Below are 24266 nucleotides of genomic sequence, written 5' to 3'. Positions count from 1 at the left end.
TTTAATATTTAAAGGTGGTTAGTTTTATTTTTATTGTCTACGTAAATCATTCCAATTACAAAGCAGATAGAAGCAATAATAATAGGATACCAAAGTCCGTCAAGGTAAAAATCGCTTTTTCCGGCTGCCTTGGCATGCGTTACAAAATACGTTGAAATCGCCGGTAATAATCCTCCGAAAATTCCATTTCCTACATGATAAGGAAGTGACATTGAAGTATATCTAATTTTAGTTGGAAACATTTCTACTAAAAATGCGGCAATCGGACCATAAACCATTGTAACAAATAGTACTTGAATAAAAACCAAAAAAATCAACGTCCACTCATCAGAAGAATTAATATTGATTACAGTACTGGTTTGAGATTCTTTCGCATTGCTAAAATCTGTCTTTTTTTGAATATACGTAGTACCGTCAGTAAAAGTTTTCGATATAGTGGTTATTTTGTTGTTATCTTTCGTTGTTTCAGTGCTTTGTGTGGTTTTTTCTACAATTTCAGTTTTATATGAAATGTCGGTTGTGTTATACATCATCTTATAAATTGGTCTGTAGAATAATATTGCCAGAAGCATTCCAAACATCATAATATATTTTCGGCCTACTTTATCGCTTAACCATCCAAAAACAATAAAAAATGGAGTTCCCAGAAGCAATGCAATTCCAAGTAAACTATCAACCTGAGATGAATCTACATTCATAACCGTTTTCATAAAACTCATTGCATAAAATTGTCCAGTATACCAAACAACACCTTGTCCCATTGTCGCACCGAACAAAGCCAGCAACACAAATTTTAAATTGTATCGGTTTCCAAAACTTTCTTTTAACGGATTAGCACTTGTTGTTCCTTCTTTTTTGGCTTTTGCAAAAACAGGAGATTCATCCATATTTTTTCTAATAAGATACGAAACGCCAACCATTGCTATAGAAACCCAAAAAGGAACACGCCATCCCCATACATCAAAAGCTTCTGACGAAAGTATGCTTTTTGTTGCCAAAATAACCATTAAAGAAATAAATAATCCAACGGTAGCTGTGGTCTGAATCCAAGAAGTCCAATATCCTTTTTGACCCACTGGAGCATGTTCGGCTACATAAGTTGCTGCGCCGCCATATTCACCTCCAAGTGCAAGTCCTTGCAATAAACGTAAAATCAAAACTAATAAAGGTGCTAAAAAACCAATAGTTTCATAACTCGGAATACAGCCTATTAAGAAAGTTGAACCTCCCATTAGCAATAGCGTTGCCATAAACGTATATTTTCGGCCAATAATATCTCCGAGTCTTCCAAAAAATAAAGCTCCGAAAGGTCTTACTACAAATCCAGCTGCAAAAGTGGCCAGAGTAGATAAAAATGCAGCAGTTGGATTATCACTTGGAAAAAATTTAGTAGAAATAACAACAGCTAAACTTCCAAAAATATAGAAATCGTACCATTCAATCATGGTGCCCATAGAAGAGGCCGAAATAACTTTCCAAATCCCTTTAGTAGAAGTCTTACTCATAAAATAAATTTATGTTCTTAATAATTATTAGAAACTAAAAATATGATTTTACGAATATAGAGGATAATTTTTTATTCAGTTAATACTTTTTTAACAAAATATATTTATTTATTGACTTTCTAAATTATAGATTCTGATTTAACAAGAAGACCTCTATATTTGACTAATTTTAAAAAATTTTACAAAAATGAGACAAGTTGTTCTGCTATTTGCTTGTGTGATATTTATTTTCTGTGGAAATAAGAAAAAAATAGTGTCCGATGAATATGACTGTAAAGTTGTCTCAATGCCTACGGATGAATTAAAACAGCAATATACCAACTTTATAATGGATTGTGACTTTTGTAAAAACCAATTTGCAGATTTTACCAAAATAAAAAATGGAATTTTGTTTTATAAATGGACAGAAGGAACTGGAAATAGTGATTTTTTGCTTATTGATCTTGATAAAAATTTTCATGCTTCAATAAAATCAAAAAGCTATAACAAACTCATAAATTTTACTTTAGCAGATCAAAAGAGATTACAGTTTATTTTTGAAGCTCTTGAAAAGGGAGACTACTATCAAAATTGTCTGGATAACCACGGTCATTCTACTTTGTATTTGTTAATTGTAAAACGTGATGACGAAATAAAAATCCAGTATTATTCGCCTTTTACTTTTCCATACAAAATAAAAAATTCGGATGTTAATTTTGATTTAACTCAGAAAATATTTGAAATAATAGATAGGAGTTTTTATAGATAAAATTGCAAGAGTTTGAAAACCATATTAAACTTAGTGTTCTCTGCGTTTTTTCTTTGATTCTTTGTGATAAAACAAAAAAACTATAAAAAACAAAAAACCCGAATATTGCTATTCGGGTTTTGTGGTACCTCCAGGGATCGAACCAGGGACACATGGATTTTCAGTCCATTGCTCTACCATCTGAGCTAAGGTACCGTGCTTATTGCGGGTGCAAATATAAAACCATTTTTGATTTGTGCAAAACATTTTAAAGAAAAAATCAATTCGTATCTTCGCAAAAACAAAAAAAGAATATGATTTTAACTGTTGATGTTGGAAATACTAGAATTAAAGCAGCTGTCTTTGAGGGAAGTACAGTATTGGAGAATTTTAGTTTTGACAAAAGTAAACTCACTGAAAAAATTGAAAAAATTTTAGAAAAATTTTCGAATTGCTCTGATTTGGTTGCTGCATCAGTAGGGGAAATCGAAAAAGAATCCTTTTTAGCTTTCGAAAAACAGTTAAGAGTGCATTTTTTTACCCATGAAGATGTTTTTCCTTTTCATAATAAATATGCCACACCTAAAACTTTAGGTATCGATCGTATGATTCTGGCAGCTGGAGCGACCCTGCAATTCCCAAAACAAAACCGATTAGTTATTGATGCTGGAACCTGCATTACCTACGATTTTATCGACGAAAATGACAATTATCTGGGCGGAGCGATTTCTCCAGGACTTCGTTTGCGATATGAGTCCCTGCATAATTTTACGGCCAGACTGCCGTTACTAACTTTAGAAGCGCCTGACAATTATATAGGAAACTCAACAGCACAAGCTATACATTCGGGTGTGGTTAACGGTTTCGTCTATGAGATTGACGGTTTTATCGATGAATATCGGGAACAGTTTTCAAATTTTATAATAATTTTAACGGGTGGTGATGCAGAATTTTTGGCTAAACGATTAAAAAATACCATATTTGCCAATTCAAATTTCCTACTAGAGAGTTTGAACCAAACATATCAATATAAAATCGACAATGATTAAAAAAATTATAATAAGCGCTTGTCTGCTTATTTCATTCGTTTCGTTTGCTCAGCAAGGTACTTCTTCACCATATTCTTTCTACGGAATTGGAGAAACAAGATTTAAAGGAACTCTTGAAAATAGAACTATGGCTGGAGTTGCCGTAGAGCAGGATAGTATCCACCTTAATATTGAAAATCCGGCAAGTTATGCCAGTCTTGGTCAGACTACTTTTACCGTTGGAGGAACTTTTGGTACAAACACAATAAAAAGCAGCAGTGAATCTTCAAAAGCACAAAGATCAACTTTTGATTATTTAGCAGTTGGAATTCCGTTAGGTAAATTTGGTGCTGGTTTCGGATTACTGCCTTTGTCGTCAGTCGGGTATAAAATTTCAGATATAAATACAGCTCCAGGAGCAGTAAGCAGCCAGCTTGAAGGAAAAGGTGGTGTGAACAAAGTGTTCTTTGGATTAGGATATAAAATCACTCCAAAATGGAATATTGGAGCTGATTTACAATATAACTTTGGTAAAATTTCAACAACAAGTATTGAAGCCGTTACTGATGTTCAAAATGCCACTAGAGAAACCAATTCTTCGGAACTTTCTGGTGTGAATTTTAATTTGGGTACGATGTATCAAACTAAAATAGCTAAAAAATTAAACTTATATACAACTTTAAATTATACATTCGGTAGTACATTAAATTCAGATACTTCAAGAATCATTGAGGTAGATGGTGATCCGGATGCTGCTATGGGAGATCCTGTAAGCACTAAATTGAAACTTCCAAACAAAATTACTTTTGGTGCAGGTATCGGGCAGCCTAGAAAATGGTTGGTAGGTACAACGCTGGCTTTTCAGGGAGAAGGACAACTAGCAAATTATTACAACACAAGAGATAACGTAAGATACGAGAAATATACTAAATATGCTCTTGGAGGATATTATATTCCTAATTACAGTTCATTTGCAAGCTACTTCAGCAGAATTGTTTATAGAGCAGGTTTGAAATATGAAAAACTAGGTTTAGTAGTAAATAACGAATCTGTAAACGATGTTGGAATGACATTAGGAGCAGGGTTTCCAATTACTGGAACTTTTTCAAATGTAAACTTTGGAATTGAATTTGGTAAAAGAGGAACCACATCTGCAGGATTGGTTCAAGAGAATTATATGAACTTCAGTTTAAGCTTCTCGTTTAACGACAGATGGTTTGTGAAGAGTAAATTCAACTAAACATAAGTTTATATTTTTATAAGCTCACTACAATTTAGTACTTTTGGCAAATGAATTTACCAAAGAGATATAGTGTATTGATTGCTGCTAGTATTGTTCTTACAGCTTTTTACGGCTGTGAAAGCAATTTTAAGGAAGTTCAGAAAATTAATTTTTCTGAATTTGTTCCAGGTAGTGATGCAGATACAGTTAATATTAAATACACCGATTCAGGGCGGATTACCGGGGTTTTGATTAGTCCTAAAATGCTCGATTATTCTAATCTGAATTTTCCTTTTACAGAGTTTCCTAAAGGAATAGACGTTACTTTATATGATAAGAAACAAAAACGTACTTTTATAAAAGGGAATTATGCGGTTTCTTATAAAGACACCGGAATAATTGATTTGATCGGGAAAGTCAAAATTACATCTGAAGACGGACAAGTGCTTGAAACAGAACAATTGTATTTTGACCAGAAAAACGAATGGTTTTACACCGAACGAAAATTCAAACTTACAGATGCTAAAGGAGTTTCATTTGGTCAGGGAATTGATTTTAGCAAAGATTTTAAAGTGATTAATTCACAGCGAATAAGCGGTGAAATTGAATCAAATGAATAAAAATATTATGGGTTATTTAAAATATACACAATACGTTTACATCCTTTTTGCTGTTTTCTTTCTGTATGATGGTGCGGTAAAACTCAATGAAGGAAATGAAAGCTATCCGTTAAGTTTTATAATTGCGGGAATGGCCATTTTTATGTTTTTCTTCAGGAGAAGATTTCTTAAGAAAAATCAGGATCGTAATAAAAACCAATAAAAAATGGAGATTAGTATTATAATATTGTGTTTAATACTATCAGCTTTTTTCTCAGGAATGGAAATAGCTTTTATTTCCTCCAATAAAATTTATCTTGGAATCGAAAAAAAACAAGATAATTTTCTTTCCCAAATTCTAACCAAACTTACCGAAAATCCTTCTAAGTTTATTGCCTCAATGCTTATTGGTAACACAGCAGCATTGGTTGTATATGCTTTTTATATGGGAGAAATGGTTCTGAGGTTTATTATAGGACTTGGTTTTGAATTTTCAGATCTGACCACCATTTTAGTTCAAACATTTATTTCGACTTTTATACTTTTAGTTACGGCTGAATTTTTCCCTAAAGTCCTTTTCCAAATTTATGCCAATACTTTAATTAAGGTTTTTGCAGTTCCAGCGTATCTTTTCTACAGACTATTCTATTATATATCAACTTTTTTTATTTGGATATCCGATTTTGTTTTAAAGAAATTTTTCAAAGTCGAAGCCGATCATGTGCAGATGTATTTTAGTAAAATTGAACTTGGAAATTACATAACCGAACAGATGAATTCAGTAGAAGATGATGAAGAAGTTGATTCGGAAATCCAGATTTTTCAAAATGCTCTAGAGTTTTCAGGAGTAAAAGCGAGAGATATAATGACTCCGCGTACCGAAATCGTCGCTGTAGATTTATTTGATACAGTTCAAGAACTAAGGGACTTATTCATTGAAACTGGTTATTCGAAAATTGTGGTCAGCCAGAATTCTTTAGATGATATTGTGGGTTACGTGCACTCATTTGACTTGTTTAAGAAGCCCAACAGCATAAAATCAGTTTTAATGACGGTTGAGTTTGTTCCAGAAACTATTTTGATAAAAGACGCTTTAAATCTTCTCATCAAAAAAAGAAAAAACGTTGCTGTGGTTTTAGATGAATATGGCGGAACTTCTGGAATCATAACGATCGAAGATATTGTGGAAGAGCTTTTTGGAGAAATCGAAGATGAACATGATTTAGATGAAGAACTTATTGAAGAAGAACTTGGCGGAGGTAAATATTTGTTTTCGACCCGTTTAGATGTAGAATATTTAAATGAAACCTATAAATTGATGATTCCTGAAGAAGATTCTTATGGAACATTGGGCGGGTTTATTGTCAATTATACAAAAGAAATCCCACAAAAAGGAGATAAAATTGTAATAGATAAGTTTCGTTTTGTGATCGAAGAGGCTTCTAATCATAAAATTGAATTGGTTAGAATGACAATAAAAGAGTGATTTTTTAAATAATTAAAAAAAATTGTGCAAAATAAAACGCTAGTTGTATTGTTATTAACTAGATAATTGTATTTTCGCAAACTGAATATAAAATTAACGATAATTAAAATGGCAGTTTTAGCAAAAATTAGACAGCGTTCCGCTTTATTAATAGGGGTTATTGCTCTTGCTTTATTAGCATTTATAATACAAGATCTATTTACAAGAGGAACATTTGGTCAAAGTTCAAAAGATGTAGGAAGCATCGATGGAAAAGATATTTCATTTGAAGACTTTAGAGTTAAAGTTAGTAATCTTGAAAAAAGTGGTCAGGGAATTACTTCTACTGAAGCTGCAAACAGAGTTTGGGATCAAGAAGTTTCGATCGCATTATTATCATCTCAATTTGAAAAATTAGGATTGAGAGTTGGTGAGAAGCACTTAATCGAAGTTTTAAAAGCAGATCCAAATATTGGTAAAGCACCAATGTTTTTAAACGCAGCAGGAATGTTTGATGTAGCCAAATTCAAAGACTACTTCAAAAGCAATCCTGAAGCGGCTCAATATCTTGCTGACAAAGAAAAAGATGCTGAATTAAATGCAAAATTTCAAATCTATAGTACTTTAGTTAAATCTGCACTTTACACAACTGCTAGTGAAGGAAAACTAAAATACGAAATGGAAGCCAACAAAGTTAACTTCTCTTATGCTGCAGCTTTATATTCTTCTATTAAAGACAGTGAAGTAAAAATTTCTGATTCAGAAATCGTTGATTACATGAAGAAAAACGAGAAAAAATTTAAAGCAGATGCAACTCGTGAAATTCAATACGTTTTAGTGGAAGACAAACCTTCAAAAGAAGACGAGGCTGAAATTAAAGCTAAAATGAATGCATTATTATCTGGAAGCGTTGTTTACAATGCCAAAACAGGTAAAAATGATACATTACCAGGATTCAAAAACGCAACAAACATCGCTGAATTTGTTAACGCAAATTCTGATGTTCCTTACGATTCTACATACGTTCCTAAAAATGCTTTACCAGCTGTTGATGCTGATAAATTATTCAGTCTGCCTGCTGGAGCTATTTATGGTCCTTACGTTTACGGAAAATACTATGCGATCTCTAAATCATTAGGATTTAAAGCAGGAGTTAATGCAAAAGCTAGTCATATCTTAATTGGTTATGAAGGATCGCAAGCAGCCAGCCAAAGAGAAAAAAGAACTAAAGAAGAAGCTAAAGCGAAAGCTGAAGAAATCTTAGCACAAGTTCAGGCTAATCCAGATAGCTTCATGATGCTTGCATTCACTAATTCTGATGATGGATCTGCACAACAAGGAGGTGATTTAGGATATTTTGGTCCAAACCAAATGGTAAAACCATTCAATGATTTTGTATTCAATAACGGTATTGGTAAAATTGGTATAGTTGAAACTCAATTTGGTTTCCACGTAATCAAAATTACAGACAAACAAGACGGAATTCGTTTAGCTACAATTGCTCAAAAAATTGAGCCATCTGAAGCTACTTCTGATAAAGTATTTACATTGGCAACTAAATTCGAAATGGAAGCTGCTGATAAAGATTTTGCTGCTACTGCAAAAGAATTAGGATTAAAAGTTGCTCCTCCAGTTTCTGTAAAAGCGATGGACGAACAATTTGGACCATTAGGAAACCAAAGAAACATCGTAAGATGGGCATTTGATAAAGAAACAGGTAAAAACGATGTAAAACGTTTTGAAATTGCTAATGTTGGTCACGTAATTGCTCAGTACAAAGGTGAAAATGAATCAGGTTTAGTATCTGTTACATTAGCAAGACCTTACGTTGAGCCAATCTTGAAAAACAAGAAAAAAGCTGAAATATTAAAAGCTAAAATGACAGGTTCTAGCATTGAAGCTATTGCGAAAAGTGCTGGTGTAGCTGTACAACAAGCTTCTAACGTGACTATGGATAATCCAGTATTGCCAGGTGGAGTTGGACAAGAGCCTAAAGTTGTTGGTAATGCATTTGCATTAGCTGCAAACAAAATTTCTGCTCCAATTGAAGGAAATACAGGAGTTTATGTAGTGAAAAATATCAGCACAGTAAAAGCTCCGGCTTTAACAAACCACGCAGAATATGTAGCTAAAGTAAAAGCTCAAAGCGCATCTGATGCAAGCAGAATTTTACCAGCGTTGAAAAACAATGCTAAAATCGAAGACAACAGATTACAATTTAACTACTAGTAGTTACTAGTAATAGTACATACTTAAAAACCCGAAATGTTCATTAGAACGTTTCGGGTTTTTTGCATTTAGATATGTCGAATGTTAATTATAGTAAAATTCTTATACAGTTTTCTTAACTATATGGGAATAATGGAAATATAATTTAAAAAATTTGTGATATTCAAATTATTACAGTTAATTTGTCCGAATTTTTGTTACAACAAAAAAACTTATTTAGCCCCATTATAAATAAAAATAATATCAATTTTTTAATCAAATACTCTAAAAATCAGGTATTTAATGTATATGTTTAAATTGTTTAGAAGAAAACCTAAAGTATATTCCAAAATAGAAAATCATATTTTTGGGATCATTACGGAACTTTTAAAAGTAAGCACTACAGAGATCAATGTTGATGAGCTGGGGGGTAAGTATTATCTAAGTAATGATGAGCAGCATTTTAAGGTTACTATACTAAGTAACGACTATGTGATCAGGCTTACTAACACTCGTGATTCTGTTGCCGAAAAGTATGATAAGGTTTTCGTTGAAGATGTTTTGAAAGCTGTAAAAGAAGAAAAACACCGACGAATGGAATTGGTGTACGATTCTATTACCAATAGCATAGAAAAAATGGCAGAACGTCTCCATAATACTCTTATAGAATCTAACAGTGAAAACGAGATACAAAACGTCCGCCGATTAGAGGCTGAACTTTTAGAAGATAAAAAAGTAAATTACTAAAACACTTATTCCTGTAAAATCATTTCGTCATACGTAAGGATTGTGTCATATCCTTTTGAGGTGAAATAATCTTTAGGATTTTCTTTTGAGATTACCATAACAAAATCTCCACCCCAGGCGCCAAGACTTTTAATGGTACCCTTAAAATCAGGAAAAGCGATTTCTTTTATCGTTTTTATTTCAAGAATGTTACTTAAATGAATTTCGTGTTTTTCTACAGCACGAGCAAATTCATTCAGAGTTGCGGCATGTAGAATTGCATTGGTGATTTTATTGTTTTCAGTTACGCTTTTAGCTAGATTTTGGTCTTTGTGTTTGTTGTAAGCGTGAATAGCGGCTTTACTGTTCTGTTTTTTATTCAAGTAAACAAAAAAGATATTCTTTGTGAAATCAGGATTAAAAGCTACTGGTTCTACCTGGTTGTTTTCTATTTTATAGAGTATAGGAGTATTATTTTGTGCACAGGCAATATCATAACCGCTTCCACCAAAGCTGTTTTTCAATAATGTGAAAGCATTAATTTTGGCCCATTGCGCAATGTTATTGATTAAAGTCGATGATGTGCCTAATCCCCAATTTCTTGGAAAAGTAAGATTGGTCGTCACTTTTAGTCCTTCTGACTTGTCTAGAAATTCAGGATTTAAAAGATACGCTTCATGAAGAATATTGATTAAAGTAGTTTTTACAGTTTCAGTTTCTGGATTAACAGGATTGATAACTTCATCAAATGTAATGGTGGTTTCAAACCAAAGTTTTTGATCGTAATCATAACTTTTCCAATCGATGATTTTAGCTGTTGTTTCTTCAACTATTAAGTTTTGTCCGAATTTCGTTGGAAGTGCAAAAGCATCAGCTCCATCTAAAACTAGATATTCTCCAGAGATAAATAATTTTCCGTTACTGTAAAAAGTGGTTGGCATACGTATATTTTTAGCCCCGATGGGAGTGACATCCTTTTGTGGCGGGGTTCGCCATAAAAGATATAACGGACAGCGGGATCAGCTTCTAATTATTTTCTTAAATTTTCGATAAACTCAACTACCGCACTATGAGAAACGGCGGTTTTTTTAAAATGAGTTTTAATTAAACGACGTTCTTCTTCAGTAGCTTCAAACTGGTTGATAATATTATTAAGGTGCATTTTCATGTGACCTTCTTGAATTCCGGTGGTAGTTAAAGAACGTAAAGCCGCAAAATTTTGTGCCAGTCCTGCCACTGCCGTAATTTCCATCAATTCAGTAGCCGATGGTTTTTCGAGCATTTCCAGACATAATTTTACCAAAGGATGTAATGATGTTAAACCGCCGACAGTTCCTAAAGCTAAAGGAATTTCCAGCCAGAATGTAAAAATTCCGTTTTCGATTTTAGCATGAGATAAGCTGGCATATTGTCCGTTTTTAGAAGCGTAAGCATGAACTCCGGCTTCAATGGCTCTAAAATCATTTCCAGTTGCCAAGACTACTGCATCAACACCATTCATAATTCCTTTATTGTGAGTTACTGCTCTAAAAGGCTCTATTTCGGCAATTTGAACAGCTTGTACAAAACGCTCGGCAAATTCCTGCGGATTTGTAATGTGTTTTTCGGCTAAATCTTCAACAGGACAAGAAACTTCTGCTCTTACCAAACAATGCGGCACATAATTCGATAAAATACTCATAATTACTTCTAATTTATCATCAGGCGAAAACAAATTAGAGTTTTGAAATTCATCTTTTAAAGTCGAGGCAAACTGCTCCAGACATGAATTGATGAAATTTGCTCCCATACTGTCTTTGGTTTCAAAAGTAGCATGAAGCTGAAAGTAATTTTCAAGTAAGTTTCTTTTGTCTTTTAAATGGATATCTAGAATTCCTCCGCCACGCTGCTGCATATTTTTGGTAATGCTTTGTGTTTCGGAGAAAAATTTAGGTTTTATTTCTTGAAAGAAAGATTGCAGTTTTTCGGCATCACCATTAAAATTAAAGTGTACCTGACCGATTTTTTCGGTATTAATAATGGTGGCTTTGAAGCCTCCGCGTGTTGCCCAGAATTTCGCAGCTTTTGAGGCAGCAGCTACAACAGAACTCTCCTCAATGGCCATTGGAATCGTTTTATACTTCCCGTTAATTAAAAAATTAGGAGCAACTCCAAGCGGAATGTATAAATTGGTAATAGTATTCTCAATAAATTCATCGTGCAGCTGCTGAAGCTTTTCATCTGAATTCCAGTAATTTCTTATAATATTTAGGGCTTCTTCAGGTGCAGAAAAATATTCATTGGCAATCCAGTCAATTTTTTCCTTTTTGGATAATTTAGAAAATCCGGCAACAGCGTTGTTCATTCTCAATATATTAAATAGTAATGTTGCGGCAAAGATACTATTTTAAGAGTTTTGATTGCAATCTATTTGAAAGATCAAAATACGCAATCGTTATTTTTTTTAACATTTAACACTTAAAATGTGTATTATGTTTATTTTTTTTATTAAAATTGGACTCTTTTTATATTTAAAATAATTATAATGAATACAAGTAAATTTACTGCAGTACTTTTATTTTTAACTGCAGTCGTTTTCGGACAGCAAAAAATAACTGTCGAAAATGTTTTTGGCGGAACCTTTCGTGCTAAAGGAATGGACGAATTGCAATCGTTAAAAAATACAAATCAATACACAGTTCTAAATGTTGATCAGGCGAGCAGAAGTATGCAGGTTGATTTGTACGACTTCGCAACTTTAAAAAAAGTCTCAAATTTAATTGATACAAAAAACTTCAAAGAACTTGTAGACGGAATTGACAGCTATACTTTTGATGCTTCCGAAAAAAAGATTTTAATTGCTTGTAATTCAACAAAAATATTCCGTCACTCTTTTACAGCAGATTATTTTCTTTATGATATCGCAGCTAAAACGCTTACAAAACTGGTTGATTTCCAGATTCAAGAGCCGACTTTTTCTCCTGATGGAACCAAAATAGCTTACGCAAAAGAAAACAACCTATATATATATGATGTTGCTTCAAAAAAATCAACTCCAGTTACCACTGACGGAAAGAAAAATGCTGTTATAAATGGTATTACTGACTGGGTTTACGAAGAAGAATTCGCTTTTGTCCGGGCTTTTGACTGGAGTAAAGACAGTAAAAAACTAGCTTACATTCGTTTTGACGAGAGCCAGGTTCCAGAATTTTCAATGTCAATGTTTCATAAGGACTTATATCCAACAATTGAAACTTTTAAATATCCTAAAGCAGGAGAGAAAAACTCAGTAGTTTCATTACATATTTATGATGCTGCAGGAAATACTTCTAAAAAAGTTGATTTAGGAAATTATAATGATTTCTACATTGCAAGAATGCAGTGGACAAATGATAATAATGTATTATCGGCTCAGGTTTTAAACCGTCATCAAGACAATCTTGATTTAGTATTTATCGACGGAACTACAGCTGCAGCAAAAGTGGTTCTAAACGAAAAAGACAAAGCATACGTTGACGTTACAGATAATTTGACTTTCTTAAAAGATAACAGTTTTATCTGGACAAGTGAAAAAGACGGTTTTAATCATATTTATGTGTATGATAAAAACGGAAAACTTAAAAATCAGGTTACAAAAGGGAACTGGGAAGTAACTTCATACTATGGTTTCGACGAAAAAACAAAAACTATTTTCTATCAATCTACTGAAAATGGTTCTATTAACAGAGATCTTTACAGAATTGGTTTAGACGGAAAAAATAAGACACGTTTGTCTTCAAAAACAGGAACAAGCGCAGCGACTTTCAGTCCTAATTTCCAATATTTTATTACAACTTTCTCAAGTAATACACAGCCTACTACCTATACTTTAAACGAGGCTAAAACAGGAAAAGAAATTCAGGTTATCGAAAACAATCAGGTTCTTGCTGATAAATTAAAAGCGTATAACCTTCCTTCAAAAGAATATTTTGTTTTAAAAACAGCAAAAGGGAATGAATTGAATGCATGGATTTTAAAACCAAAAGATTTCGATCCTTCAAAAAAATATCCTGTTTTTATGTTCCAGTATTCTGGTCCAGGATCGCAGCAGGTAAACAATCAATGGAACAACTCTAATGATTATTGGTTCCTTTCATTAACGCAGCAAGGTTATATTGTGGCTTGTGTTGACGGAAGAGGAACGGGTTACAAAGGAGCTGATTTCAAAAAAGTGACTCAAAAAGAATTAGGAAAATACGAAGTTGAAGATCAAATCGATGCCGCAAAAGTAATTGGTGCTTATCCATATGTTGATGCTTCAAGAATTGGAATTTTCGGATGGAGCTATGGTGGATTCATGGCATCTAACTGTATTTTTCAAGGAAATGATGTATTTAAAATGGCAATCGCAGTTGCTCCAGTTACCAACTGGCGTTTTTATGACAGCGTTTATACAGAAAGATACATGCAGACTCCGCAGGAAAATGCAAGCGGATACGATCAAAACTCTCCTATAAATCACGTTGATAAATTAAAAGGAAAGTTCTTGTTGATTCATGGTTCAGGAGATGATAATGTTCATGTTCAAAATACAATGCAGATGATGGAAGCATTGATTCAGGCAAACAAACAATTTGATTCTCAAATTTATCCAGATAAAGATCATGGTATTTATGGTGGAAAAACCAGAATACAGCTTTATAATAAAATGACCAATTTCATCAAAGAAAATCTATAATCTTAAAATATAAACCTAATTTAATTAATGAATAATATGGGAGAAACTCAAGTAAAAACCGCGCATCCAAAAGGACTTTGGGTATTGTTTGGAACAGAGATGTGGGAGCGATTCAATTTTTATGGAATGCGAGCTTTATTAACTTTATTCCTTGTGAATTCATTATTGATGAAGGAAGAAGAAGCTTCTTTAATTTACGGAGGTTTCCTTGGACTTTGTTATTTAACTCCAATGCTTGGAGGTTTTATTGCCGATCGTTATTTAGGAAACAGAAATTGTATTATCCTAGGTGGTTTGTTAATGGCAACCGGACAAATGCTTTTGTTTACCAGCGGAAGTGTTTTTGAATCTAATTTAGAACTGGCTAAAATCATCATGTATTCTGCATTAGGAGTAATTGTTTTTGGTAATGGATTCTTCAAACCAAATATTTCAAGTATGGTGGGAAGTTTGTATCCAAAACAAGAAAAAACGAAACTGGATACCGCTTTTACTATTTTCTATATGGGAATCAACATGGGAGCTTTCTTAGGACAGTCAATTTGTCCTTTATTAGGAGACGTAAAAGATGCTGGCGGAATTAGAGATATTCATGCTTTTAGATGGGGATTCATGGCGGCCTCTGCTGCAATGCTTATCGGAACGGTGCTTTTCTACTTTCTGAAAAACAAATACGTGGTTTCTCCTGAAGGAAGACCATTAGGAGGTTTACCTTCTAAAAATGTAGCAGAAGATTTTGAAGAAGGAGAAGCTCAAAAAGCAAATTTCTCTTCTAAATCATTATTATTAGCTGGAGTAGCATTTATTGCTTTAGGATTGTTTTTTCATTATGTAGTAGGACAGAATTTAATCTATACTTTAATTTATTCAAGTGGTTTGGCATTAGCTGGACTTATTATTTCTGATACTTCATTAACTAAAATTGAAAGAGATAGAATTATTGTAATTTACATTGTTTCTTTCTTTATCATTTTCTTCTGGGCAGCGTTTGAGCAAGCAGGTTCTTCGTTGACATTTATTGCAGATAACCAAACAGACAGACATTTCTTCGGATGGTTGATGCCGCCTTCAATGGTTCAGATTTTTAATGGACTTTTTGTTGTAGTAATGGCAGTTCCGTTTAGTATTCTTTGGGATTTCTTAAGAGCGAGAGACAAGGAACCAATTTCGCCAGTAAAACTAGCGGCAGGATTGGTTATTATTTCAGTAAGTTTCTTTATGATTGCTACTCAAGTATCTTTTCTTGGAACTTCGGGATTATTGCTTGTAAAATGGTTAATCCTATTGTATTTCTTAAATACTTGTGCGGAGTTGTGTTTATCTCCAATTGGATTATCATTAGTAGGTAAATTATCTCCAAAACGTTTTGCTTCTCTATTATATGGCGTATTCTTTTTGTCAAATGCATCTGGTTATGCTTTGGGAGGAACTTTAGGATCTATACTTCCGGCTACAGGAGATAAATTTGCAAAAGCAAAAGAATTAGGAATTGATCTTCAGGCGGTTTTAAATAAAACAATCACGCCTACAGCAGAGCAATTGGCATTATTGGATAAACACCAAATTAGCGCTCAAAATCCCGTTTTCGCTGGATTTGAAATTCATAATTTATACGAATTCTTCATGGTATTTGTCGTACTTACAGGTATTGCAGCAATCGTATTATTTGCACTAACACCATTATTAAAAAAATTGATGCACGGAGTTAGATAATGAAGGACACAATTACACTAGAAGAAATTCAGGATTTTAAAGGCAAATATCCAAAACAATTATGGTATTTGTTTTTGGTGGAAATGTGGGAACGTTTTTGTTTCTACGGAATGAGAGGGGTTTTAGCTTTTTTTATGGTAGACCAATTAGGTTTGCTTGAAGGAAAAGCAAATTTGCAATACGGTGCTATTCAGGCTTTTGTTTACGCATTTACTTTTATAGGCGGAATTTTCGCTGATAAAATTTTAGGATTTAAAAAATCGCTTCTTTTTGGAGGAATTGTAATGATATTAGGAAACTTACTTATTGCAGCTTCTCCACATGATTTCTTTTATTATGGAATAACGCTTTCTATCATTGGAACTGGTTTCTTTAAACCAAACGTTTCTTCAATGGTGGGAGAGCTGTATCATGAAAGCGACGGTCGTCGAGATGCTGGTTACGGATTGTTTTATGCAGGAATTAATATTGGAGGAATGCTGGGTGGTGCAATTCCTATTTATTTAGGAAAGAACTATTCTTGGAGTCTTTGTTTTCTTTCTGCGGCAATTGTTATGATAATTGGCGTTATAACTTTTCTTTTAACGAAAAAGCATTTAGCACCAATTGGAAATTCTCCAATAGAACATTATGCGCCTAAAAAACGTAGTCTTTATGAAACAGCGGTTTATGTAGGTTCTTTTGTTGTAATTCCATTAGTGTATATAATGGTTATCAATTCTGATTTTACAGAGTACTTTATGTATACTATGGGAATAGCTGCATTAGGATATTTTGGATATGAATTACTAATGTTAAAAGACGGAAAACAACAGCGAAAACTTTTAGCTGCATTTGTATTTATTTTTGGATACTTTATGTTTATGGCCATTTCTGAGCAATCAGGAGGTTCATTGTCTTTGTTTGCAAAAGATAATTTGTCTAACAAAATGTTGTTTTTTCATATTGATCCAAATGTCGTAAATAATAGTATCAACTCATTGTATGTTGTTATTTTCAGTCCATTAGTAGGATTGTTGTGGATATTTATGGCTAAGCGAAAAATTGAACCCAATACTGTTATTAAGTTTGGTTTATCATTTGTTTTACTGGCTGCAGGTTTCTTTATTTTTTACAGTGCCAGATTTTTTGTAGATGCAGATGGATTAAGTTCTCTGGATGTTTTTGCTTTAGGATATCTGGTCTATACACTTGGTGAATTGTGCATTGGACCAATCGGAATGTCGGTAATTACAAAATTATCGCCTAAAAGATTATTTGGTATGATGATGGGATTATGGTTCTTGTCAAGTGCATTTGGCCAGTTTGCTGCTGGAAAATTAGGAGCTGAAATATCCGATGCAAATACCGGAACGACACTAATGTCTAAACTTATCGCGTATACAGACGGATATTATCAATTAGCTTTGTATTCTTTAATTGCAGGAGTTGCGTTAATTGTTTTGACTCCTTTAATTAGAAGATTAATGCAAGAAGTAAAATAAGACTAACTGTATTTTCAATTTGATTTTTGTTTAAATTTGCTTAAAAATAAACGCATTATGAAGAAAATATTACTAATAGCTTTTTTTATAGCTGGTGCTTTTGCTACTCAGGCTCAGGAATTAAAATGGTATACTGATGTTCGTGAAGCGATCAATGTAAGTAATAAAGAACAAAAACCAATGTTGATGTTTTTTACAGGAAGCGACTGGTGCGGATGGTGCATTCGTCTTCAGAATGAAGTTTTAAAAACTGCTGAATTTAAAAAATGGGCTTCTGATAATGTTGTTTTAGTAGAATTGGATTACCCAAGAAGCGTTCCGCAGACTCCGGAGTTAAAAAATCAGAATAACGAATTGCAGCAAGCTTTTGGTATTCAGGGATTTCCAACGGTGTTTTTTACAAGTGCAGAATCTAAAGATGGAAAAATCAACTTTAAAGGGCTTGGAAAAACAGGATATGTTGCCGGCGGTCCATCAGCATGGTTAACTGTCGCAGAAGGAATTGTTCATCCGAAAAAGTCTTAAAAAAATAGATAAAATTATTAAGGGAACTCCTCACAGAAATGTGAGGAGTTTTTTTGTTTAATAAGAAAAAGTTTTCAATAAAAAGATTCAATTGTGATTTCGTTATTTATTTGTAAATAAAAAAACATATAATGTATTTTTTATAGTTATATAATTTGGATAATTAAAATATTATGTTAATTTCGTCATGCTATACTAACCAAAAACCAATTATATATGACTAAAAAATTACTTATCCTACTGTTTTTTTTAGGTTCATTTTTCATGCAGGCACAAACCCTTGCCTGGCGAACAAATATGACAGATGCAATCGCCATTAGTAATGAAGAAAGAAAACCAATGTTAATCTTATTCACTGCCTCAGGTGTATCAGAAAATCTCCAAAATGAAATCTTTAAAACACCAGATTTTGCAGTCTGGTCACGAGATAATGTTATTCTTGTGAAATTAGATTTGTCTGATGCTACAGCTTCAGATGGAGATAAAGAGCAAAATATTAGATTGAAGAATGCATTTGGAGTTCAGGATCTGCCTGAAGTATGTTATGCAATTGCTTCCATACGAAAAAACAAAACTACTTTTAGCGCCCTTGGAAAAATAGCTTATAAACCTGGCGGTGCCAAAGCGTGGATCGCTGAGTCAAATAATATTTTGCATCCAAGCGAATAAAAACCAATAAATTTAAATTAAGTTTCTTAGTTTAATTTGTAGAATCCCTTTTCAAAATTATTTGGAAAGGGATATTTTTTCAAAACAAACTTAAATGTGTATTATACATTTATTATTTAAATGGGGTAAAATTTTCATTTTTTTTAAATTTTTGGGCTTAAAAAATCAAATTCATTTTAATGCATGTTTTACGTAACTATTTGTATTAAAGTACATTGTTCGGTGTTGGTTTTATGTTAAATTAGTTTCATTAACTTAACTAAAACCAATTAATTTATGAGCCGAAAACTACCCATTCTACTATTTTTATTTGTAACCTTCCTGATGAAATCCCAGAATCTCGAATGGAAAACCAATCTGACTGATGCAATTGCAATCAGTAATGAAGAACGAAAACCGATGCTTATTTTGTTCACTGGTGCGGGTGCATCAGAAAATTTGCAGAATGAAGTGTTTAAAACTGCTGATTTTGAAAAATGGTCCCGTAAAAATGTTATTTTAGTCAAGCTCGACTTATCTGATATGGCTATTGCCAGCGAAGTGCGAGAACAGAATGCTATGTTGAAAAATGCTTTTGGGGTTGTAGATTTACCTGAAGTCTGTTTTGCAAATGCAGTTATACGAAAAGGAAAAACCAATTTCAATACATTGGGAAAACTTTCCTATAGTTCGGGAGGTGCAAAAGCTTGGATAACAGATTGTAATCAGATATTAAATCCAGAATAAAATTTAATTCAGTTTATAAAATCCCTTTTCGGCAGTAGCGTGGAAAGGGATGTTTTTTTTCAAACAGCTTTCTTTCCATACTTTTTGAATGGAATAAGAATTTGAAGCATCTGCAATTATCATTTTGGGATGTATTTGATTTAAAAGTCTATCCAGATTTAATTTTGGAGACTGTGTCAGAATTAAGATATCCGGTACGATTTTGTTTTCGTAAATGCCACTGCTGTCAATTATAAGTATTTTTTGAGTATTGAAATACAAAGTATTTTTAATAATTTTCGTTTGACTGATCGTACTAAAACTGCCAACTAGATAAGAGTTAAGAATGTTTTCTTTTTCTTTTTTAGTATCATTTGTAAAAAGCGTTATGTTTTGCCCTTTTCTCATTGATATCAGAGTACTTTTCTTGGCATTATAAACAATTAATTCAGTTTGATCTGACAGCTCTTTTTTAGTGTAAATTAACGATAATTGAAATAAGATAATAGACAGAAGACTTACTATTATGATTCTGAAATTTGGTTTTTTGAAACCAATTGTCACTGTAATAATAACGAGATAGAGTGAAATCAAATAATAGAAATTAAAACCGATATCTTGAATAACAAATGATTCAAATGAAGCTACATAATGAATCATTTTGTTTAAAATGAAAATGCTTTTTTCAAATATAGTAACCAATAATAAAGGAGGATTGGTGAAAATAGCAATCAGCATAACGATTATTCCAGCAATCATGATAAACGATAAAACAGGTAGAATGATAATATTCGTTACAAAAAACAATCCTGGAAATTGATGGAAATAATACAAACACAAAGGTAAAGTGCCTATTTGGGCCGCAAAAGAAACCGTTAGAGCATTCCAGAGATAAATAGCTATTTTGTTTTTTGGAGTCCAGATTTGTGCAAGTACAGGCTGCAGCCAGACTATGAAAAATAAAGCTAAATAGCTTAACTGAAATCCAACATCAAATAGAAAGTAAGGTTCAAATAAAAGTATCAATAAAATTGAAACCAATAAAGTATGGTAAATGTTACCGCTTCTGCGTAAATGATTTCCAATAGCTACAAATGAGAACATAACCACAGATCGCAGAACAGAAGGTGATAATCCTGAAATCACTGCAAAACCGGCTAATGAGATTAAAATGGAAGTCAGTTTTATTGCAGAACCTTTTCGTGTATTTGGAATTGGCTTTAGAATAAACATTATAAAAAGCATTATAAAACCAACATGTAATCCTGAAACCGATAAAACATGTGTAGCTCCAGAATATTGGTAATCTTTAATAATATCAGCTGCGATTTCTTGTTGCTGGCCGAGTATTAAAGCAAGCGCAACATTCATTTCTTCAGGATTAAAATTTGATTTTTCGAGGTTTTTTAAAATCAAAGCATGCAGACGTCCAGAGTAATACCAAATGTCTTTTTTTATGTGTTTACTTATTGTTATTTCAGATTTTTTACAGAATACCTGAGCATAAATTTGTTTGTCGGCCAAATATCTGCTGTAGTCAAACTGACTTGGATTTTTGCTGGGAGGCGTTCGCTGTAAAACAGTTTTAACTCGAATTATGTTTCCGATAATTAACGAATTGGAAGTACTGTCTTTTTGAACATTTACGATTATTTTACCTCTCATAAAATGTTGATCGATATTGTTTACAATCGCTGTATAACGATCATTATAATCATTGCTTTTGAGTTTTTCGCGTAAAGTAAAAGTCAAAACATGCGGTTCGTCAAATGCTTTTTGAAAATGGCTGTAATTCAGTTTGTCAAAACTATCAGTATGAATTAAAAGAACACAGATTCCTGTCGAAAATGCAATCAAATTAGAACTGATTCCGAAAAGAGGAATCTGCTTTTTATTGCGTTTTGCTAAAAAATAGAAAAGGATAAATAAGAGTGTAGAAAAACCTAAAATATTGAAGGCAATCGATAAAGAAGGATGACAATAATAGGAAATTAAAATACCAATTATAAAACTGATTGTTAGCTTGACTAACGGAAAATCTAATACTTTCATAGTGCGAAAGTATTAAATATTTGTAAGAAAATAAATATATTTTAGAATTAAGAAATTATTCGATTATGCGGTTTACCTGCTCGAACGAGTTTTTATAATAAGCTTCTTTAGTAGAAGAAATTATGACACCTTTGGAGGTGGATGAATGCACAAACTTTATTTCGTCATAATTCACTTCAACGATAAGTCCAACATGATTGATTTGTCGGCTTTTATTGGTTTTAAAAAAAATTAAATCGCCTTTTTTGGCATCATTAAGCGGAATTACTTTTCCAATTTTAGCTTGTTCATAAGAACTTCTGGGCAATTTTATATTTTCAGATTCAAAAGTAGTGTAGACTAATCCAGAGCAGTCGAAACCACTTTTGTTTGTGCCGCCCGCTTTGTATTTAACGCCGATATTATTTGTTGCCTTTTCGATCAAATTATTCACCAAAGCTCTATTCTCTCGTTTTGTTTCCTTTTTGCTGACAGCAGGAGAAGTCGATTTACAAGAAGTAAAAATGATTGATAGTAGGAGGAAAATGAATATCTTTTTCAAAACAAATAATTTTTAGCCATTTAAATCTGCAACGATGAGTTTTGCGGTTTTTTTACTCGCGCCAACTCCGCCCAATTTTTCTTCAAGAATATCATAATTCTTTAAAAGTTTTTCGCGGTAAGCTGGTTCTAATAATTTGGTAAGTTCTTCTTTAATACGTTTTGTATTGCATTCATTCTGAATCAATTCTGTAACCACTTCTTGATCCATAATTAAATTCACAAGCGAAATATATTTTAAAGTAATAATTCGTTTGGCAATTTGGTACGAAATCGCACTTCCTTTATAACAAACTAATTCTGGAACCTTAAACAATGCTGTTTCCAAAGTAGCAGTTCCTGAAGTAACCAATGCAGCTGTTGAAGAACGGAGTAAATCATAAGTTCTATTGGAAACAAATGCAATATTTTTGTTTTTGATAAACTGCTGGTAAAATTCATAATCCTGACTCGGAGCGCCTGCGATTACAAATTCATAATCTTGAAAATCATCAACAACACTTAACATTACACTCAGCATTTTGGTAATTTCTTGTTTACGGCTTCCTGGTAAAAGGGCAATGATTGGTTTATCTCCTAATTTATTCTCTGTTCTAAATGCGGCTTCATCAAAAGAAGGCTGATTCTGAATCGCATCAATCAAAGGGTGGCCGACAAAATCTACTGGAAAATGATGTTTGTCTTCATAAAACCCTTTTTCGAAAGGAAGAATCACAAACATTTTATCAACGTCTTGTTTAATGGCATTGATACGGTTTTCTTTCCAAGCCCAAATTTGAGGAGAAATGTAATAATGAGTTTTGTAATTCAATTCTTTAGCCCATTTTGCAATACGCATATTAAAACCCGGATAGTCAATAAAAATGATTACATCTGGTTTGAACTCAGCAATGTCTTTTTTACAGAATTTAATGTTGTTTAAAATGGTCTTTAAATTAAAAAGCACTTCTACAAATCCCATAAAAGCTAAATCGCGATAATGTTTTACTAATGTACCGCCGGCTTTTTGCATTAAATCACCGCCCCAAAATCTAATTTCGGCTTGAGGATCTTCCTCAAATAATGCCTTCATTAGGTTTGAACCGTGTAAATCTCCTGAAGCTTCACCAGCTATTATGTAGTATTTCATATCGACAAAATTTTATTGCAGCACAAAGATAGGGTTAAATAATTAGAGTTGAAATTGCCAGAACAATTACCGCTAGAATCACACCTCTAGCCATCATTTCTTTATCTCTATTCAATAAAAGCAAGAAAACTGCCAGATCTAAAGTTGTTCCAATTGTAATTACTTTTCCTAAATAACCGTGCTCTTTTATAGTTTGAATTCCAGTGGAAAAATCAAAAGTTGTAAAAAACGTAATAAACAAATAACTGCCAAGCAGCGCAGTAAAAATCCCCACAAGGAATCCTGTAATAAATTCTTTCTTATTCATTTAATTTCCAAGTATTAAGTTGCTGCATAGAATGATGAGCCGTTAAATCAAACTGAACTGGTACTACTGATACGTATCCGTTTTCAAGTGCCCATTCATCTGTATCTTCACCTTGATCTTCATTGGTAAACTTACCGGTCAGCCAGTAATAATCTTTCCCAAAAGGATTCTGTCTTTTATCAAATTTCTGTGCATAATAGGCTTTCGCCTGACGACAGATTTTGATTCCCTTAATGTCTTTTTCACTTAATCTTGGAAAATTCACATTTAAAACGACACCAGCAGGCAATTTATTTTTTAGAGTTTCTAAAGTTATTTTTTTAACGAATGATTTTACGGGTTCAAAATCGGCATTCCAATCAAAATCCAAAAGAGAGAACCCGATAGCCTGAATGCCTTCAATTCCGGCTTCGACTGCAGCACTCATAGTTCCGCTGTAAATCACATTGATAGAAGAATTTGACCCGTGATTGATTCCCGAAACGCACAAATCTGGTTTTCGTTTCAAGATTTCATTAACAGCCAGTTTTACACAATCAACGGGAGTTCCTGAACAGCTGTATTCTGTAACGGCATCGTCGTCTTTAGAGATTTTGTCCAAAAACAACGTATTGTTGATGGTAATGGCGTGTCCCATGGCACTTTGCGGTTTGTCTGGAGCAACTACAATAACGTCGCCTATGGTTTCCATTACGCTAATTAAAGCTCTAATTCCGGGTGCCAAAATTCCATCATCATTGGTGACTAATATGAGTGGTTTTTCATTTTTCATGCTGCGATTCTATTTTCAATTTGTCAAAATTAAGGCTTGTTACAACAAATGTAATAACTGATTTTGGTTGAATACTAACAAATAAATAAAAATTACAAACTAAATTCGAGAACACTTTTAGAGAATAAACATTTTTATATCTTTAACAAAAAATTATACTGATCTTGGCATGTTGGCATAGTTTTTACCGTAAC

The 24266-nt window shown here is 33.0% G+C and carries 22 protein-coding genes and 1 tRNA gene; 14 read left to right on the top strand and 9 right to left on the bottom strand.

The window, feature by feature from the left end:
- Positions 1–8: 8 nt before the first annotated feature.
- Positions 9–1505, bottom strand: coding sequence for an MFS transporter (locus tag J0383_RS08870; RefSeq protein WP_207298046.1), 1497 nt, complete (start codon positions 1503–1505; stop codon positions 9–11).
- 187 nt (positions 1506–1692) lie between these two features.
- Here J0383_RS08870 and J0383_RS08865 point away from each other — a divergent pair, with 187 nt between their 5' ends.
- Entirely contained in the window at positions 1693–2253 is a 561-nt protein-coding gene (locus tag J0383_RS08865; RefSeq protein ID WP_207298045.1) for a hypothetical protein, read from the top strand.
- Positions 2254–2375: 122 nt separating this feature from the next.
- Here J0383_RS08865 and J0383_RS08860 read toward each other — a convergent pair.
- Positions 2376–2448 (bottom strand) — tRNA-Phe (locus J0383_RS08860).
- 98 nt (positions 2449–2546) lie between these two features.
- On the opposite strand from J0383_RS08860, the gene J0383_RS08855 reads away from it, so the two are divergent.
- The 7 genes from J0383_RS08855 (at position 2547) to J0383_RS08825 (ending at position 9501) form a co-directional block, all read left to right on the top strand.
- Positions 2547–3281, top strand: a complete 735-nt coding sequence (locus tag J0383_RS08855) for a type III pantothenate kinase (RefSeq protein ID WP_207298044.1) — start codon at positions 2547–2549, stop codon at positions 3279–3281.
- On the top strand, positions 3274–4500 hold the full coding sequence (locus J0383_RS08850) for a hypothetical protein (RefSeq protein ID WP_207298043.1): 1227 nt from the start codon (positions 3274–3276) through the stop codon (positions 4498–4500). Before J0383_RS08855 ends, J0383_RS08850 begins: the two co-directional genes overlap by 8 nt.
- Positions 4501–4550: 50 nt before the next feature.
- On the top strand, positions 4551–5102 hold the full coding sequence (gene lptC / locus J0383_RS08845; protein WP_207298042.1) for an LPS export ABC transporter periplasmic protein LptC: 552 nt from the start codon (positions 4551–4553) through the stop codon (positions 5100–5102).
- Positions 5095–5304 (top strand): hypothetical protein, encoded by a 210-nt coding sequence (locus tag J0383_RS08840; RefSeq protein WP_394369547.1) that lies wholly within the window; start codon positions 5095–5097, stop codon positions 5302–5304. The genes lptC and J0383_RS08840 overlap by 8 nt, the downstream gene beginning before the upstream one ends.
- A gap of 3 nt (positions 5305–5307) precedes the next feature.
- Positions 5308–6567, top strand: coding sequence for a hemolysin family protein (locus J0383_RS08835; RefSeq protein WP_207298041.1), 1260 nt, complete (start codon positions 5308–5310; stop codon positions 6565–6567).
- Between the two features lie 108 nt (positions 6568–6675).
- Entirely contained in the window at positions 6676–8775 is a 2100-nt protein-coding gene (locus J0383_RS08830; protein WP_207298040.1) for a peptidylprolyl isomerase, read from the top strand.
- A 282-nt stretch (positions 8776–9057) separates the two neighbouring features.
- Positions 9058–9501: a hypothetical protein gene (locus tag J0383_RS08825; protein ID WP_239023288.1), complete on the top strand. Its 444-nt coding sequence runs from the start codon at positions 9058–9060 to the stop codon at positions 9499–9501.
- A gap of 5 nt (positions 9502–9506) precedes the next feature.
- Here J0383_RS08825 and J0383_RS08820 read toward each other — a convergent pair whose 3' ends face one another.
- Both J0383_RS08820 and J0383_RS08815 read right to left on the bottom strand, forming a co-directional pair.
- Positions 9507–10421: a GYDIA family GHMP kinase gene (locus J0383_RS08820; RefSeq protein ID WP_207298039.1), complete on the bottom strand. Its 915-nt coding sequence runs from the start codon at positions 10419–10421 to the stop codon at positions 9507–9509.
- A gap of 89 nt (positions 10422–10510) precedes the next feature.
- Positions 10511–11824 carry a hydroxymethylglutaryl-CoA reductase, degradative gene (locus tag J0383_RS08815; RefSeq protein ID WP_207298038.1) on the bottom strand — a complete coding sequence of 438 codons (1314 nt, stop codon included), beginning with the start codon at positions 11822–11824 and terminating at the stop codon, positions 10511–10513.
- A 180-nt stretch (positions 11825–12004) separates the two neighbouring features.
- On the opposite strand from J0383_RS08815, the gene J0383_RS08810 reads away from it, so the two are divergent.
- The 6 genes from J0383_RS08810 to J0383_RS08785 all read left to right on the top strand — a co-directional run bounded on the left by J0383_RS08810 (position 12005) and on the right by J0383_RS08785 (position 19293).
- A complete protein-coding gene (locus J0383_RS08810) occupies positions 12005–14176 on the top strand; it encodes a S9 family peptidase (RefSeq protein WP_207298037.1) in 2172 nt (723 codons plus the stop codon).
- 36 nt (positions 14177–14212) lie between these two features.
- Positions 14213–15889 (top strand): peptide MFS transporter, encoded by a 1677-nt coding sequence (locus tag J0383_RS08805; protein WP_207298036.1) that lies wholly within the window; start codon positions 14213–14215, stop codon positions 15887–15889.
- Positions 15889–17373, top strand: coding sequence for a peptide MFS transporter (locus J0383_RS08800; RefSeq protein WP_207298035.1), 1485 nt, complete (start codon positions 15889–15891; stop codon positions 17371–17373). Before J0383_RS08805 ends, J0383_RS08800 begins: the two co-directional genes overlap by 1 nt.
- A gap of 57 nt (positions 17374–17430) precedes the next feature.
- Complete coding sequence (locus J0383_RS08795; RefSeq protein ID WP_207298034.1) at positions 17431–17898, top strand: thioredoxin family protein; 468 nt, start codon at positions 17431–17433, stop codon at positions 17896–17898.
- 216 nt (positions 17899–18114) lie between these two features.
- Positions 18115–18567 (top strand): thioredoxin family protein, encoded by a 453-nt coding sequence (locus J0383_RS08790; RefSeq protein WP_207298033.1) that lies wholly within the window; start codon positions 18115–18117, stop codon positions 18565–18567.
- 276 nt (positions 18568–18843) lie between these two features.
- On the top strand, positions 18844–19293 hold the full coding sequence (locus J0383_RS08785; RefSeq protein ID WP_207298032.1) for a thioredoxin domain-containing protein: 450 nt from the start codon (positions 18844–18846) through the stop codon (positions 19291–19293).
- Between the two features lie 3 nt (positions 19294–19296).
- On the opposite strand, the gene J0383_RS08780 is transcribed toward J0383_RS08785, so the two are convergent.
- The 5 genes from J0383_RS08780 to surE are packed head-to-tail and all read right to left on the bottom strand — an operon-like array spanning position 19297 to position 24072.
- Positions 19297–21324 carry a ComEC/Rec2 family competence protein gene (locus J0383_RS08780; protein ID WP_207298031.1) on the bottom strand — a complete coding sequence of 676 codons (2028 nt, stop codon included), beginning with the start codon at positions 21322–21324 and terminating at the stop codon, positions 19297–19299.
- Positions 21325–21379: 55 nt separating this feature from the next.
- Positions 21380–21865 (bottom strand): C40 family peptidase, encoded by a 486-nt coding sequence (locus tag J0383_RS08775; protein ID WP_207298030.1) that lies wholly within the window; start codon positions 21863–21865, stop codon positions 21380–21382.
- Positions 21866–21877: 12 nt separating this feature from the next.
- A complete protein-coding gene (gene lpxB / locus J0383_RS08770) occupies positions 21878–22993 on the bottom strand; it encodes a lipid-A-disaccharide synthase (RefSeq protein WP_207298029.1) in 1116 nt (371 codons plus the stop codon).
- 34 nt (positions 22994–23027) lie between these two features.
- Positions 23028–23300 (bottom strand): hypothetical protein, encoded by a 273-nt coding sequence (locus J0383_RS08765; RefSeq protein ID WP_207298028.1) that lies wholly within the window; start codon positions 23298–23300, stop codon positions 23028–23030.
- Positions 23293–24072, bottom strand: a complete 780-nt coding sequence (surE, locus tag J0383_RS08760) for a 5'/3'-nucleotidase SurE (RefSeq protein WP_207298027.1) — start codon at positions 24070–24072, stop codon at positions 23293–23295. The genes J0383_RS08765 and surE overlap by 8 nt, the downstream gene beginning before the upstream one ends.
- Between the last annotated feature and the right edge of the window lie 194 nt (positions 24073–24266).

It is taken from the genome of Flavobacterium endoglycinae (assembly GCF_017352115.1).
Taxonomy (GTDB): domain Bacteria; phylum Bacteroidota; class Bacteroidia; order Flavobacteriales; family Flavobacteriaceae; genus Flavobacterium; species Flavobacterium endoglycinae.
The sequence above is the reverse complement of the archived record's forward strand: the minus strand, read 5'-3'. Positions and strand labels throughout refer to the sequence as shown.

What these genes read in the sequence shown, in the direction of transcription:
- J0383_RS08790 (WP_207298033.1), top strand. Translation starts at nt 18,115, where the DNA reads ATGACTAAAAAATTACTTATCCTACTGTTTTTTTTAGGTTCATTTTTC.
- J0383_RS08765 (WP_207298028.1), bottom strand. Translation starts at nt 23,300, where the DNA reads ATGAATAAGAAAGAATTTATTACAGGATTCCTTGTGGGGATTTTTACT.
- lpxB (WP_207298029.1), bottom strand. Translation starts at nt 22,993, where the DNA reads ATGAAATACTACATAATAGCTGGTGAAGCTTCAGGAGATTTACACGGT.
- J0383_RS08835 (WP_207298041.1), top strand. Translation starts at nt 5,308, where the DNA reads ATGGAGATTAGTATTATAATATTGTGTTTAATACTATCAGCTTTTTTC.
- J0383_RS08855 (WP_207298044.1), top strand. Translation starts at nt 2,547, where the DNA reads ATGATTTTAACTGTTGATGTTGGAAATACTAGAATTAAAGCAGCTGTC.
- J0383_RS08850 (WP_207298043.1), top strand. Translation starts at nt 3,274, where the DNA reads ATGATTAAAAAAATTATAATAAGCGCTTGTCTGCTTATTTCATTCGTT.
- J0383_RS08780 (WP_207298031.1), bottom strand. Translation starts at nt 21,324, where the DNA reads ATGAAAGTATTAGATTTTCCGTTAGTCAAGCTAACAATCAGTTTTATA.
- J0383_RS08810 (WP_207298037.1), top strand. Translation starts at nt 12,005, where the DNA reads ATGAATACAAGTAAATTTACTGCAGTACTTTTATTTTTAACTGCAGTC.
- surE (WP_207298027.1), bottom strand. Translation starts at nt 24,072, where the DNA reads ATGAAAAATGAAAAACCACTCATATTAGTCACCAATGATGATGGAATT.
- J0383_RS08800 (WP_207298035.1), top strand. Translation starts at nt 15,889, where the DNA reads ATGAAGGACACAATTACACTAGAAGAAATTCAGGATTTTAAAGGCAAA.
- J0383_RS08870 (WP_207298046.1), bottom strand. Translation starts at nt 1,505, where the DNA reads ATGAGTAAGACTTCTACTAAAGGGATTTGGAAAGTTATTTCGGCCTCT.
- J0383_RS08785 (WP_207298032.1), top strand. Translation starts at nt 18,844, where the DNA reads ATGAGCCGAAAACTACCCATTCTACTATTTTTATTTGTAACCTTCCTG.
- J0383_RS08795 (WP_207298034.1), top strand. Translation starts at nt 17,431, where the DNA reads ATGAAGAAAATATTACTAATAGCTTTTTTTATAGCTGGTGCTTTTGCT.
- J0383_RS08815 (WP_207298038.1), bottom strand. Translation starts at nt 11,824, where the DNA reads ATGAACAACGCTGTTGCCGGATTTTCTAAATTATCCAAAAAGGAAAAA.
- J0383_RS08820 (WP_207298039.1), bottom strand. Translation starts at nt 10,421, where the DNA reads ATGCCAACCACTTTTTACAGTAACGGAAAATTATTTATCTCTGGAGAA.
- J0383_RS08865 (WP_207298045.1), top strand. Translation starts at nt 1,693, where the DNA reads ATGAGACAAGTTGTTCTGCTATTTGCTTGTGTGATATTTATTTTCTGT.
- J0383_RS08805 (WP_207298036.1), top strand. Translation starts at nt 14,213, where the DNA reads ATGGGAGAAACTCAAGTAAAAACCGCGCATCCAAAAGGACTTTGGGTA.
- J0383_RS08830 (WP_207298040.1), top strand. Translation starts at nt 6,676, where the DNA reads ATGGCAGTTTTAGCAAAAATTAGACAGCGTTCCGCTTTATTAATAGGG.
- lptC (WP_207298042.1), top strand. Translation starts at nt 4,551, where the DNA reads ATGAATTTACCAAAGAGATATAGTGTATTGATTGCTGCTAGTATTGTT.
- J0383_RS08840 (WP_394369547.1), top strand. Translation starts at nt 5,095, where the DNA reads ATGAATAAAAATATTATGGGTTATTTAAAATATACACAATACGTTTAC.
- J0383_RS08825 (WP_239023288.1), top strand. Translation starts at nt 9,058, where the DNA reads ATGTATATGTTTAAATTGTTTAGAAGAAAACCTAAAGTATATTCCAAA.